The organism is Algoriphagus sp., assembly GCF_046296635.1.
Taxonomy (GTDB): Bacteria; Bacteroidota; Bacteroidia; order Cytophagales; family Cyclobacteriaceae; genus Algoriphagus.
In genome coordinates this window covers 1-14379 of record NZ_JBKBKZ010000047.1, presented here as the reverse complement: position 1 = coordinate 14379, position 14379 = coordinate 1, and the positions used below count along the sequence as shown (strand labels likewise).

Below are 14379 nucleotides of genomic sequence, written 5' to 3'. Positions count from 1 at the left end.
ATGCGGGAAAACCGCACGTACGGATTGAAGAGGGGGTACGTCAGGGATTCTCTTCCCTGACGACTCTACTCTACTGACATCTGTGAGCTAAAAAAAAGTTTCTCACAGATTACTCAGATTAGCACAGATTTAATTTTCAAAAGCATCTGAGTACAAAAAATAAGTTCTCACAGATTACTCAGATTAGTGCGAATTTTAATTTTAAACACAAATTCCAACTTCCATCTTCCAAGCCTCCAGACTTCCCAACCTCCTAACTCCTCAATTCGGTGACATAAAAATCCGTTGCTGGTTATTGAAATTCAGTAAGCTGAGCACTTCTCCAAAAGCCTCTGCAGCTTTGATTTGCTGATCTTCTACTTTTTTACCTAAAAGCCTGCAAAGTAAAAGGCCATAAATTCCATTGATACAAATCTGAATTTCATTTCCTGGGTTTTCGCCATCAGCGGCAAGGATTGCATCCAGTATAAAAGGCTTGGCCTTATTGTAAGTTTCAAAGTAGGTTTTGTCCGTTTTGAGCAGATTCCAGTGGAGGTTTGCTAGATTTTCGACAAGGTCAAAGAGTTCTTTCAGATGACCTTTTTCCATGATTTTCTGACTTTTCATTCGCTCCAAAAGTCCCTCAAACCAGGCTGTAATTTTAGCTTTTTCTTCCTCAGAAACAGGATAGTGAGAAATCACATATTGCTTGATCTCTTCCATGTTTCCCTGATAGGATCGGATCAAATCCTCCATTTGGTACATGTAGATCAGGTATTCTCCGATGTTTTGGGACTTTTTCTTTTCAGCGATGGATTGCATGGGATTTGTTTTTTGCGAGGTAAAGGTAGAAAACAATGGAAATACAGTAGAAAAACTGTTGAAATATCATGGAAATACAATTGAAATATACCTCGCTGCGCTCGGTGAAATAGGCTCTACTACGCTTTTCGAAATACAATGGAAATAGGCTATGCTTTGCGAAATACTGTAGAAATACTGTTGAAATATACCTCGCTGCGCTCGGCGAAATAGGCTACGCGAAAAAGCAAACCTAAATCCATCTAGGTCTCCTTATTTCGCTGCAGGCGTATTTCCCTTTGCGAAGCAAAAAGTATTTCCATTATATTTCCCTTAAAATTATTTTGCCGCAGGCGTATTTCTTTTGGGAAGTAAAAAGTATTTCCACCGTATTTCGCTTATAGCCTATCTCATATTCCCTTTTTCTAACAAATCATTCCAACAAAGTGTATTTCAAGTAAACACTGGAATGGATAAGCTAATCATCCTTCTTTTTTCCTACTTTTGCGGCACGAAGAGCTATGAAAAACATTAGAAATTTCTGTATCATCGCCCATATCGATCATGGGAAGAGTACATTGGCAGATAGGTTATTGCAAACTACCGATACAGTTGCAGACCGGGATATGCAAGAACAGTTGTTGGATAATATGGATTTGGAACGTGAGCGAGGCATCACGATCAAATCTCATGCGATACAGATGAAATACACCTTTGAGGGAGAAGAGTACACCCTCAACCTGATCGACACTCCCGGACACGTTGATTTTTCCTATGAGGTTTCCAGGTCAATTGCAGCCTGCGAAGGCGCATTACTGATCGTGGATGCCTCCCAGGGCGTGGAGGCTCAGACGATTTCAAACCTATATCTGGCACTGAATCATGACCTGGAAATTATCCCGGTTTTGAACAAGATTGATTTGCCAGGTGCAGATCCGGAAGTAGTCGCTGATGAAGTAATTGACTTGTTGGGTTGCAAGCGTGAGGATATAATTTTGGCATCCGGTAAGGCTGGATTAGGAATAGAGGATATCCTCAAAGCTGTGGTTACAAAAATCCCAGCACCAAAAGGAGATCCCGAAGCTCCACTTCAGGCGATGATATTTGACTCTGTTTATAATTCGTTTCGTGGAGTTGAAGTCATTTTCCGGATTTTCAACGGCACAATAAACAAAGGTGATAAGATCAAATTTGTCAATACGGGCAGAGAATACGAAGCAGACGAAATTGGAATTTTGGGTCTCAACCAGATCCCCCAGAAAACCATGGCGGCAGGCAATGTCGGGTATCTTATCTCCGGTGTTAAAGTAGCTAAAGAAATCAAAGTAGGGGATACAATAACGCATGTGAAGCGCCCTTGTGATGCTGCAATTCATGGTTTTGAAAATGTAAAGCCAATGGTTTTTGCGGGAATTTATCCTGTAGAGACCACTGATTATGAAGAGCTTCGCTACTCGATGGAGAAGCTTCAGCTGAATGATGCATCGTTGGTATGGGAACCCGAAACTTCCATGGCATTGGGTTTTGGATTCCGATGTGGATTCCTGGGAATGCTGCACATGGAGATCATTCAGGAGCGGTTGGAGCGGGAATTTGACATGACAGTGATCACCACTGTGCCTTCGGTTCAGTTCAAAGCGCTGATGACCGATGACACCATTCAATTAATCAACGCACCATCGGACATGCCGGATCCTACCCGGATGAAGCACATCGAGGAGCCCTATGTCAAGGCATCCATCATTACTTCTGCAGAATATGTTGGCGCGGTAATCACACTTTGCATGGATAAGCGGGGTCAGATCAAAAACCAGGTCTATCTTACCGCTGAGCGAGTGGAACTGACATTTGATATGCCGCTGGCAGAAATCGTGTTTGACTTTTTTGACAAACTGAAGACTATTTCCAGAGGCTATGCTTCTCTGGATTATGAATTGATTGGATATCAGGTATCACAGATGGTTCGATTGGATGTGATGCTCAATGGTGAGCCCGTAGATGCGCTTTCTGCGATTGTGCATCGGGATAAAGCTTATGATTGGGGAAGAAGACTTTGCGAAAAGCTAAAAGAACTGGTACCACGTCAGATGTTTGAAATCGCGATTCAGGCAGCTATTGGACAAAAGATCATTGCCAGAGAAACTGTAAAAGCGATGCGTAAAAACGTATTGGCAAAGTGCTACGGTGGTGATATTTCGCGTAAGCGTAAACTTTTGGAAAAGCAGAAAAAGGGTAAGAAGCGAATGAGACAAGTCGGCAATGTCGAGATCCCTCAGGAGGCGTTTATGGCGGTGTTGAAGTTGGACTAAGAGATTTACGATTTAAGATATACGATTTACGAACTCGTCGAGAACTTCAATCATTTTTTTCATTTTCAATCCTTTTTGGTGGGAAAAGAAGGAGTGGTTGAAGTTTGGTTTTTAAGTTGACCAGTAGAAATGTTAGCTTTGAATGGTTGAGAATTTCGAATAGAAACTATTAATTGACTGGAGCATGGATAAATTTCAAATGCAGCGGAGAACTAAGAAGTTTGCAATCGATGTTTGGAAATTGTGCCAGAAAATTCCTCATACCAGAGAATTTAATAGTGTAGTTGGCCAGCTTATCCGTTCCTCTACCTCAGTTGCAGCAAATTATCGAGCGGCATGTAGGGCAAAATCAACTGCAGACTTCATTAATAAATTGAAAATCGTTGAGGAAGAAGCAGATGAGAGTCAGTTTTTTCTGGAGTTCATTTTGGAAGTTCAAAGTGATGAAAGCTTAATTCCTGAATTCACGAGATTAATCAAAGAAGCTGACGAAATCCTAGCAATTGTGGTTTCCAGCATCAAAACATCCAAAGGCATCTGAACTTTCTAAAGCGCCGTAATTCATAATTCATAAATCGTAAATTTCCCTAAAGCCTAGATTACAATATATTAAACAAAAAGACGGATGGAATTTCGGCAATTGTCGTAGCAAGCCTGAAAACTTCTAGAGGCATTCGGTGATAATTTAAGGCCGTAAATCGTAAATCGTAATTCGTAAATACCAAGAGATGATATTAATTGATGGTAAACAAACCGCCCAAGAAATCAAGTCAGAAATCGCTATCCGTGTTGCGGAAATAAAAGCTGAAGGAGGGAAGTCTCCTCATTTGGCTGCGGTTTTGGTTGGAAGCGATGGGGCGAGCCAAACCTATGTTGGAGCAAAAGTTAAAGCCTGTGAAGAAGTGGGTTTCAAATCCACGCTTGTAAGATTAGAAGCCGACGTAACTGAAGAAGAACTCCTCAAAGTAGTAGAAGATATCAACAACAATCCGGATATCGATGGGTTGATCGTTCAACTTCCGCTGCCCAAGCACATCTCCGTAGACAAAGTCACCAACAAAATCAAACCTGAAAAGGACGTCGACGGATTCACTCCCGCCAACGTGGGTCGGATGACTTTGAACTGGCCTGCCTACGTTGCAGCGACACCTTACGGAATAGTAGAATTGCTCAAGCGATATAAGATCGAAACAGCTGGAAAACACTGCGTTGTTATCGGTAGAAGTCATATCGTTGGTAGCCCAATGAGTATTCTCATGGCAAGAAATGGCTATCCTGGAAATGCCACAGTAACTTTGACGCACAGCAAAACACAAAATCTTCCTGAAATCTGCCGCAGCGCAGATATTTTGATTGTAGCGATTGGAAAGCCTGAGTTTGTAACCGCAGATATGGTAAAGCCCGGTGCTGTGGTGATCGACGTGGGCATTCACAGAATTGAAGATGCCAGCAAGAAGTCAGGATTCCGCCTTATCGGAGATGTGAAGTTTGACGAAGTGTCTGAAAAAGCTTCCGCGATTACACCAGTTCCAGGTGGAGTAGGGCCGATGACTATTGCAGCATTGCTTTATAATACGCTTCAATCTGCAGAAAAGAAGGTTTTTGGATAAAACTTAAAAAAAGTAAAGAAATCCCTGAAACTCGTTTGTTTCAATTGGCTTGGATTTCTACTTTTGCAGACCCTAACCGCGCACGTGGTGAAATTGGTAGACACGCCACTTTGAGGGGGTGGTGCCTTCGGGTGTGGAAGTTCGAATCTTCTCGTGCGCACAAAGCCTGACCTAATCGGTCGGGCTTTTTTTATTGGTGGGCTTTTTGCAATCTGAATTTTCCTTACTTTTCGGCAAATAACTCAAACATGAAATCGAGCATTACTCTGAGCGACACACAGAGGAATGATTATAATCGATGCGAGATTCCATATGACCGCTTAAAAACAATTATAATCATATGAAAATGCTCTTCCGTTTCCTATTGCTTTCTTTTTTTCTGATTTTGGCTATGCCATCATTTGCTCAGACTCCTCATTTTCCAATCGTAAAAGGATACGGTGGCATTTATGAAATTGCTGATGCCACCGAGCGACCTGATCCGACACTTGAATACAAGATTTTGGTGGATTTGACTTCTCCTGCCGAAGACAATAAGCAAATTTCCCGCTGGGTGGACAATGTAGCCCGGATGATCAATCTTCATGGTTTGGCTGGAGTTCCAAAGGAAAAAATAAAGGTAAAAGTAGTCATTCATGGGGGTGCAATTTTCACTCTTTTGAATGATGAGAATTACCAAAAGCGATTTGAAGTTGAAAATCCAAATCTTAAAGTTTTTGAAGCACTCAAGGAAGCAGGTGCTGATATTTATGTATGTGGACAATCCCTCATTGCTAGGAATTTGAAGACTTCCGACCTTTGGCCTGGAGTTACAATTGCACATTCTGCTTTAACCACAATCACCACTTATGTGCCTCAAGGGTATGTATTATTAAGATTTTGACCAGCTTGGAATAATTGTTGAATGTGTAAAGAATTATCTTCAATTGGAAGAAGCCCTATAATTCAATGATTTCAACAGGAAAAAAAGTAGCCACAGGTTTTTTTCTGGCCACGTTTATCTTGGTCAGTGTCGCAGGCTTGACTTATTTTACCCTCAATCAGTTGGAGGATTCTGTTCGACAGCTGGCACAGCCCAATCAAAAATTGGAATTACTGAATAATCTTCAGTCTGAGATTTTTAGAATCACCAGGATCGGAGGAGATAGTATGAGTGTAGATGGTAGGGTGAATGATGCAACCATTGCCAACCTACAGACTGAGCTTGACAAACTGGAGAATTTGGCCGCGGATACTTTGGAGAGGCAAAGTGTTCAGACTATTCGAAATAATCTTGCTATTCTTATTAATGGCTTCGTTGATTTGTATGAGGTTAAAAAGAACCTTGCTACTCGAAATTTTTCTCAGGAAGCACTCAATACGGTGGAAATTGGAATTCGAAGACGCGCACAAAACTTGGAAAACCGTCCCCTTCGTGAACTAAATCCCAAAAAATTTATATACAACGAATTACAGCAGCAGGCTAATATTCGGCAAGAACAAAAAACCGGGGTAATTGTCAGGGATGAGGATCAATTGATCAACTATTTGAGACGATTGCGGGATCAAAATTCTCAGCCTTCTGCAAATTCACAGAATCAGAATCTCGATAGCGTCCTTTATTCTCTGCGTGGAGTAATTACTAAGATTTATCAGGAGGAAAGTTTCCAACGACAGAAGTTGGCGCTTTTGGAAACTTCACTTTCACAAAAACAAAATGAGATAGGCATCACCATTCAAACCCTACTTGGAGACCTGCAATCAAAGGCAATCTTAGCTTCAAACGAACAAAGCCAACAAGCTTCGGGACTGGTGTTTGACGTTACTTACTTCCTGATTATAGTAGTCATTATCGCTGTAGTCGGGACTGCCTTCCTTGTGTACTCTATCCTCAAAGAAATCAACCTCAATAAAACCTATCAGGAAGACCTTGAAATTTCACGGAAAAAGTCTGATCAACTCGCCAAATCGAAGCAGGAGTTTTTGGCAAATATGAGTCATGAAATCAGAAATCCCCTCCATGTCATTCAAGGTTATCGAGCCATTTTGGAAAAGTCCAAATTGGAAACAAATCAGCAGACGCACCTGAAAATGATCGGTTTTGCCTCAGATACTTTGATGGAAATTGTCAATGATATCCTTGATTTCTCCAAACTGGAGGCGGGTAAGTTGAAATTGGAAAATGAGCCATTTGATCCGATGAGGTTATTCGGAGCGATTCAAAGTTTTTTTGAGCTCACAGCTAAAGAAAAAAAGCTCGAATTTTTGTGGCATTTGGATCTTCCTGAAGATCAATGGCTTGTTGGTGACGAATTACGAATCAAACAGGTAATGAATAACCTTTTGAGTAACGCTTTCAAATTCACTCAGGAGGGAAAAGTAGCTGTGGTTGTGAAGTGGGCTGATGGTCAACTTAATATCTCGATCAGTGATTCAGGGATTGGAATGAACCCTGAAGAATTAATAAAGGTATTCCAAGAATTTGATCAGGCAGACACATCAATTTCCAGAAAATTTGGGGGAACAGGACTTGGCCTGGCAATCGTGCAACGATTGATTGAATTAATGAATGGTAACCTTACTGCCGAAAGTACCCCTGGATTGGGCACTTCCATGAGCATGGTGATTCCCATGCAATTGTGTCCTGCTCAGATTGTTGAGGAACAGCCAGAATCGGAGAAATCTATTGATTTAGCAGGTCTGCGTATTCTAGTGATAGATGATGATCGTGTTGGATTGAAATATTTGGAAACTGTTCTAACTTATTTCGGGGCGGAAGTGACTTCATATCCCGGAGGTAAATTTTTCAGGGATGAGTTTGAACCGGTAGCTCTTGACCTAGCAATGATCGATATTCAAATGCCTGAGTTTTCGGGCTTCGATGTTGCCAAGTCAATTAGAAATTTTCCTGACTTTAGGAAACTCCCTCTCCTTGCTATGACTGCGAATGTATTTGTGGAGGAAAAGGAAAAGCTTCTGAATGAAGGCTTTGATGAATTGATCCTAAAACCATTTCAGGAGGAAAAACTAATTTCGGTTTTAGGAAATTTTTTTCCAGATCGTGTCGAATCAAAAATTAATAAAATTGAGCATTCAGGACCTACAAATGAACTATTCAGCCTTTCGGATTTGGATAGATTTTGCATGGGAGATCAGGAGTTGCTTGCTGATATAGTGAGAGACTTGATTCGGGATACAGAATCAGATCTTCAGAAAATCATCCGTGCCAGGTTAAATGATCGATGGTCGGAAATATTGGAGGTTTGCCATCAATTAGGCAGCAGGTTGGGACAGATAAAGTGTAAAGCAGCTCCAATTGCCCGAAAAATCGAGAATAATCTAAAATTAAACAACCAACATGGAATGCAGGAAATGCTTAACCAGTTGGATGGTGAGACTAAACAAACCTTGGCTGCACTCAAAGATAAAGTCGCAGAATTAGCCTGATTTATTCAAGACCGTATTTTTCAATTTTGCTGTACAAGGTTTTCCGGTCCATATTTAGTATTCGAGCGGTTTTGGATTTATTAAATCGAGTGTCGTGAAGAACTTTTTGGATAAGATCTTTCTCCTGTTCTTTCCATTGCGACTTGTAGTCTACAGATGCATTTACATTTGAGTTACTTGCTACCTTAACTTGTGAGGAGGTTGAAGTAAGATCAGCCTTCTCTGCTATCGATGGGGTCTCATATAATTCCAGAGGTAGTGCCTCCCTTTCGATTTTATTATCTGATGAAAGTAGAACTGCTCGCTTGATGATGTTTCGGAGTTCGCGAAGATTTCCAGGCCAATCATAGTTGTAAAAAATATCCCAGACTTCCGGGCTGAGGCTTGTAATTGATTTATTGAGTCGTTCATTGCTCTCACTTAAAAACTCACCAACGAAAAATTCCAAATCAGCTTTTCTATCGCGAAGTGGTGATGCATGAAGAGTGAATTCATTCAGTCTGTGATACAAATCTTCTCTGAATACACCTTCACCTGATTGTGAAATCAGATTTTCATTTGTTGCGGCAATGATTCTTACATCAATATCAATTTCTTTATTACCTCCGATTTTTCGGATTTTTCGTTCTTGAATTGCACGTAGCAATTGAATCTGAACCTCGTAGCTTAGATTACCTACCTCATCCAAAAAGATAGTACCACTATTTGCAGATTCAAAATGACCGGTTTTGTTGTCTAAAGCACCGGTAAATGCACCTTTGACGTGACCAAAAAGCTCACTTCCTGCCAGCTCTTTTGGTAATGCCCCACAGTCAATTGCCACAAATGGTCCGGATTTTCGATTTGAGAATTCATGAATGCGCTTTGAAATCAATTCTTTTCCCGTCCCGGTTTCTCCTAAAACCAACACACTCAGATCCGTGGGAGCTACCAGTTGGATATGTTTCTCCAGTTTCTGGGCTTCCTGAGATTCACCTATGACGTACGGAGTGGGAGATTTTGATTTGGTGACTATGGAAGATTCCTTGGTATCAACGCTTATTTTGGATTCAGTTTTTTGGGTTAATGACTCTTTGACAGTAGCAAGCAACTCATCGGGATTGATGGGTTTAGTGATGTATTCAAAAGCACCAAGTTTCATCGCCTTGATAGCAATTCTGATATCTGAATAATGCGTAATCAAGATCACCTGCAACTGAGGGAAGTTTGCTTTCGCCCACTGAAGAAGTTCCATTCCGGTGCCATCAGGCAGCCTGAAATCAGCGATGATGAGTTCAAATTTCCCGGAATTTAGGATGGTTTGAGCTTCTTTCACTTTTGTGGTGGTAGTGACTTCAAAAGAATTTTTCTCCAAAAATGTCTTAACAATTCTAGAGTATGTCAAATCGTCTTCAACCAATAGTATATGAGCCATCTTTTTTTCTTTTTTTGACTTAAACAAAAAAAGCACCAGACTGAAGTCCGACGCTTTTAATTGAGGGTAATTCGCAACTTACTCTTTTATTTCCTTGCCTTCGGCATTATAACTTTTCCAAAGCTTCGCTACTGGACCATTTACAAAAACCACCTGATAATACACGGTTTGATCTACTTTTTTCACCTTCCATGCTTCTGCTAATGTTAACCCTAGCAAGGAATCATCGCCTGCAATGGTTTGCTTCACAGGCGTGGGAAGTTGATCAGGTTTAATTTGGACTTTCTCTTCCTGTATCGTCAATCCCATAGAGTTTGAAACTTCAGAAGCAAGGGTAGGGCCAACGAAAGCAGCAAATGCTAACAACATGGCGGATATAAAAATGCTCGATTTCATAGTCTGGAGAAATATGGATTTAATTAGTTAACAGATTGAGAAGAATTATTTCAGAATCCTAGATAATTAACACAATAAATCTACCAAGTTTATGCCAAATCAATTTTTTGTCTAAATCCCCATTCCAAAAGTAAAAATTGAAATTTTTGAGTATAAATTCCACTACTTGGGGAGTTTGGTAGCACTGGATTATTTAAGTTTCAATCAGGCTGTGTAAGGAAAATTGAATTTAATAATATGAATATCAGCAATTGCACCGGCACTAGGGTGAAAGCAAATTAAGATTTATGAAGTCGATATTTTTACAAAATTTCAGATCGGCCTTTTAAATAGCTCCGAAGGAGCCAAACCATTCATGCCTGTCCGCCAAGGTGGAACCCTGTACGAAGTGCAGGGTAGTCATTGAAAATTTCCTTCCTTTGAGCCCTGAAAGGGTGAAATTTCAACGTGTCACCCCTTCAGGGCTCCTTTTTTATTTTATTTACTTTACCCCCGGCTTCACCGAGGGTTATGAATTGTTACGATCCTTCGGATCTTAAGCCACCAAACATTGACCTTTATATCAACTACTTCAATTTGCCTATTGTTGTCATTTCGGACATTCATATTTAATAATATGAATATATTCTATTCTGCCAGTAGGCGAATTTTCTATAGGTAAGGAATGGAAGACCGGAGACCGAAGTATCCAAAATCAATCGTCCTCAGACTTTTTTCTTGTTGATTTTAATCTACTGGCAAAGTTGCGTTCATGCATATTTAATAAAAAAGTAATGACAGTGTTATTGATAAACATCAGATTCAAAACTCACCCTACCTTTTGTCATTTTATAAACTGCAAATTTTCCTAAAGAATTAGAGAAGGGGCGTTATCAATCTCCTTGCAATCTTCAATCTTTAAGCCAAACCGATCTCTTATAAGGGCAATGATTGAAAATGCGAAAGCTTTTTTAAGCTCCGCTATAAATTCTTCAAAGATCAAAAAGAAAAAATCACATATCTTTCATCGGTGGCAGCTTATCCGCCGTGATGAGGGGTTGAGGATTCTTCCAACCATTTGACTTCCATTAGTTTATTTGGGTGCAAATGATTAGGTGACTAGAGGGATACCAAATTTTATTCTTTAGCGAAGAACTTTTAATCGGAGAAAGTTCCTTTGAAAACACTTACCTTTGAACTTCCAAAGAACCTTCGCCTTTCTCCATGAGTGACGCCATCAAACATGAATGCGGAATTGCCATGATTCGGCTCCGTAAGCATCCTCAATATTACATTGATAAGTACGGAACCAATGCTTTTGCTGCTAAGCGCATGTACGTGCTGATGCAAAAACAGATCAATCGAGGGCAGGATGGTGCAGGTGTGGCCAATGTGAAAATTGATACCAAGCCTGGCCAAAGATATATCAGCAGATATCGGTCGATAGAAGCTTCAGCAGTCAATTTTATCTTCGATAAGATCAATGCGAAGTACAAAAAGGCAAAAAAAATCGGAGGCAAAAAAGTCCTTGAAGATGCCGATTGGCTTAAAAAAAATGTAGCATTTACCGGTGAAGTTTGGTTGGGTCACCTTCGCTATGGTACACACGGAGAAAACAGCATCGAGACCTGTCACCCATTTTTGAAACAAAACAACTGGAGAAGCCGAAACCTCGTCATGGCCGGCAACTTCAACATGACCAACAACGAGGAACTTTTTGACAAACTCGTGCAGCTAGGCCAACATCCCAAGGAAAAAACAGATACTGTCACTGTAATGGAAAAAGTAGGACACTTTTTGGATGAGGAGAATCAGCGGATCTTTGACAAATACAAGCACCAGTACAGTAATGAGCAGATCACCCAGTTGATAGAAAATGAATTGGATGTGATTCGTATCCTGAAGCGATCCTGTCGTGATTTTGACGGAGGATATGCCATGGCAGGGATGATCGGCAACGGATCTTCCTTTGTAGTGAGGGATCCATCGGGGATTCGGCCGGCTTTTTACTATGCCGATGATGAAATCGTGGTAGTTGCTTCAGAAAAGCCTGCAATCAAATCTGCTTTTAATATTGATTTCAAGGAAATAAAAGAAATCCAGCCTGGTCATGCGATTGTGATTAATAAGGATGGCTCTTATACTGAATCTCAGATTATGCCTGCCAGAGAGAAAAAATCCTGTTCATTTGAGCGGATTTATTTTTCCAGAGGTACAGATCCGGATATTTATCACGAGCGTAAAAATCTCGGGAAAGCTCTAATCCCTCAGATCCTGAAGGCGATTGATTTTGATTTGAAAAATACTGTTTTCTCTTACATTCCTAATACAGCTGAAACGGCTTTCTTGGGAATGATCGAGGGATTGGAAGATTACCTCAGTGCGAAAAGAAGAGAGGTGTTTTTGGAGGGGAAACCTCATGTAGGTGATCTGGATGATTTGCTCAATTTCCGTCCTCGGGTGGAAAAACTAGTTAGCAAGGACGTAAAACTTCGAACCTTCATCACCAATGACACAGATAGGGATGCCATGGTGGCCAATGTCTATGACACCACCTATGAGGTGATCAAGCCGGGAATCGACACTTTAGTCGTGATCGATGATAGCATAGTCCGTGGTACTACTTTGGAGAAAAGTATCCTAACTACATTGGATAAGTTGAACCCAAAGCGAATTATAATCGTGTCTTCTGCCCCTCAAATCCGCTTTCCGGATTGCTATGGAATTGATATGTCGAGAATGAAGGAGTTCATTGCGTTCCGGGCAGCTATTGAATTATTGAGAGATAGAAAAACGGAGAATCAGTTGGATCGAATTTATGATTCTTGTATAGAAAATCCGCTGGCATCCGAGAATTATGTAAAAGATGTTTATAGCTCTTTTTCAGATGAAGAAATTTCAAATAAAATCGCAGAAATCGTCACCACTGCTGAAATCAATGCTGAAGTGAAAGTGATTTTTCAGACTGTAGATAATCTCCATAAGTGTATTCCAAAACATATTGGTGACTGGTATTTCACCGGAGACTATCCAACAACGGGTGGGACAAGAGTCGTAAATCGGGCTTTCGTGAATTATATGGAAGGAAAGACCGTTCGGGCTTATTAGGAGGATAATGTCCCTTCAAATGCTCGAAAAATATATTAAGTTAAATGGCGCATCGATCAATCTTTGCGCCTTTTTACATTTTTGGAGGCGATGAATGCAGTCAAAAAGTTTAATTTGAGGTAAAATTGATTTTAATCTACAATGGAAATAAACGTACCCTTACTGAAGCAAATATGTGAAATCGCCGGAGCGCCTGGCTTTGAAAAGCGTGTCAGAGATCTGGTGATCGAACTGGTTACTCCCCTCGTCGATGAGGTGAAAACTGACAATATGGGAAGTGTCATCGCTATCAAAAGAGGTATGAGAAACCCGGACGGAAAGTCTGTGATGGTGGCTGCTCACCTGGATGAGATCGGATTTATGGTAACCCACATTGATGATCAGGGATTTTTGAGATTCCATACGCTTGGTGGATTTGACCCTAAAACCTTAACTGCGCAGCGAGTGATTGTACATGGAAAAAAGGACTTGGTGGGCGTGATGGGTAGTAAACCAATCCATGTGATGTCTGTAGAAGAGCGAGCAAAACTCCCTAAAACCACCGATTTTTTCATTGATTTGGGCATGTCTAAAGAAGAGGTCGAAAAGTATATTTCCATCGGTGATCCTGTCACACGTGACCGCGAACTTATCGAAATGGGAGATTGCGTCAATTGTAAATCCATAGACAACCGTGTTGCAGTATTTATCCTAATCGAGACCCTGAAGCAACTGGAAAATCCCGCCTACGACGTGTATGCGACATTTACGGTGCAGGAGGAAGTGGGGATTCGAGGTGCAAATGTGGCCGCTCACAGCATCAACCCTGACTTTGGAATTGCTTTGGATACGACTATCGCCTTTGATGTTCCAGGAGCAGCTGCACATGAAAAAATTACAGAACTTGGCAAAGGAACAGCTATCAAAATCATGGATGCTATGACCATTTGTGATTACCGAATGGTGGAGTTCATGAAGCAAACCGCCGCCAAAGAAGCGATATCTTGGCAACCGGAGATTCTGACAGCTGGAGGTACAGATACGGCAGGTGTGCAACGAATGGGAAAGCAAGGTGCGATTGCTGGGGCAATTTCTATTCCCACTCGGCATCTTCATCAAGTCATCGAAATGGCACATAAAAAAGATATTTTTGACACCATTGCCTTACTCAAGGCTTGCTTGGAGCAAATAGATGGTTACGACTGGAAGCATTGAAAAAGGCTGAAGTTATAAAATCTGAAGTCTAAAAAAGGAGCAGTTCACCTTAATTAATTGATTTAATAGAATATGATTTTCCGCTACTTTACCAGTAGGTCAAAATGGCCTCGACTTCGCTCGGCCACCGGATTTCAAGTTATTATGGGGAGGGGAGGAAAAT

Annotated in this window: 10 protein-coding genes and 1 tRNA gene; 8 read left to right on the top strand and 3 right to left on the bottom strand. The window is 40.9% G+C overall.

The window, feature by feature from the left end; all coding sequences use genetic code 11:
• Positions 1–261 precede the first annotated feature (261 nt).
• A complete protein-coding gene (locus ACK4HU_RS21730; protein ID WP_409810239.1) occupies positions 262–801 on the bottom strand; it encodes a DUF4924 family protein in 540 nt (179 codons plus the stop codon).
• A 500-nt stretch (positions 802–1301) separates the two neighbouring features.
• Between ACK4HU_RS21730 and lepA the strand changes: the two genes are divergently transcribed.
• The 6 genes from lepA to ACK4HU_RS21700 all read left to right on the top strand — a co-directional run bounded on the left by lepA (position 1302) and on the right by ACK4HU_RS21700 (position 8125).
• Positions 1302–3089 (top strand): translation elongation factor 4, encoded by a 1788-nt coding sequence (lepA, locus tag ACK4HU_RS21725; RefSeq protein ID WP_409810236.1) that lies wholly within the window; start codon positions 1302–1304, stop codon positions 3087–3089.
• 184 nt (positions 3090–3273) lie between these two features.
• A complete protein-coding gene (locus ACK4HU_RS21720; RefSeq protein ID WP_409810234.1) occupies positions 3274–3630 on the top strand; it encodes a four helix bundle protein in 357 nt (118 codons plus the stop codon).
• A 187-nt stretch (positions 3631–3817) separates the two neighbouring features.
• Positions 3818–4699 (top strand): bifunctional methylenetetrahydrofolate dehydrogenase/methenyltetrahydrofolate cyclohydrolase FolD, encoded by an 882-nt coding sequence (folD, locus tag ACK4HU_RS21715; RefSeq protein ID WP_409810230.1) that lies wholly within the window; start codon positions 3818–3820, stop codon positions 4697–4699.
• Between the two features lie 78 nt (positions 4700–4777).
• Positions 4778–4859: transfer RNA gene (locus ACK4HU_RS21710), tRNA-Leu, on the top strand.
• A 186-nt stretch (positions 4860–5045) separates the two neighbouring features.
• Positions 5046–5582, top strand: a complete 537-nt coding sequence (locus tag ACK4HU_RS21705; RefSeq protein ID WP_409810227.1) for a DsrE family protein — start codon at positions 5046–5048, stop codon at positions 5580–5582.
• Between the two features lie 65 nt (positions 5583–5647).
• The gene (locus ACK4HU_RS21700; RefSeq protein WP_409810224.1) at positions 5648–8125 is read left to right on the top strand and encodes an ATP-binding protein; all 2478 of its coding nucleotides are present in this window, start codon (positions 5648–5650) and stop codon (positions 8123–8125) included.
• A gap of 1 nt (position 8126) precedes the next feature.
• Here ACK4HU_RS21700 and ACK4HU_RS21695 read toward each other — a convergent pair whose 3' ends face one another.
• Positions 8127–9539 carry a sigma-54-dependent transcriptional regulator gene (locus ACK4HU_RS21695; protein WP_409810221.1) on the bottom strand — a complete coding sequence of 471 codons (1413 nt, stop codon included), beginning with the start codon at positions 9537–9539 and terminating at the stop codon, positions 8127–8129.
• A 78-nt stretch (positions 9540–9617) separates the two neighbouring features.
• Entirely contained in the window at positions 9618–9935 is a 318-nt protein-coding gene (locus ACK4HU_RS21690; RefSeq protein WP_409810218.1) for a hypothetical protein, read from the bottom strand.
• A gap of 1203 nt (positions 9936–11138) precedes the next feature.
• On the opposite strand from ACK4HU_RS21690, the gene ACK4HU_RS21685 reads away from it, so the two are divergent.
• Together ACK4HU_RS21685 and ACK4HU_RS21680 are read left to right on the top strand one after the other, a co-directional pair.
• The gene (locus tag ACK4HU_RS21685; protein WP_409810216.1) at positions 11139–13022 is read left to right on the top strand and encodes an amidophosphoribosyltransferase; all 1884 of its coding nucleotides are present in this window, start codon (positions 11139–11141) and stop codon (positions 13020–13022) included.
• 141 nt (positions 13023–13163) lie between these two features.
• A complete protein-coding gene (locus ACK4HU_RS21680; protein WP_409810213.1) occupies positions 13164–14216 on the top strand; it encodes a M42 family metallopeptidase in 1053 nt (350 codons plus the stop codon).
• Positions 14217–14379: the final 163 nt, after the last annotated feature.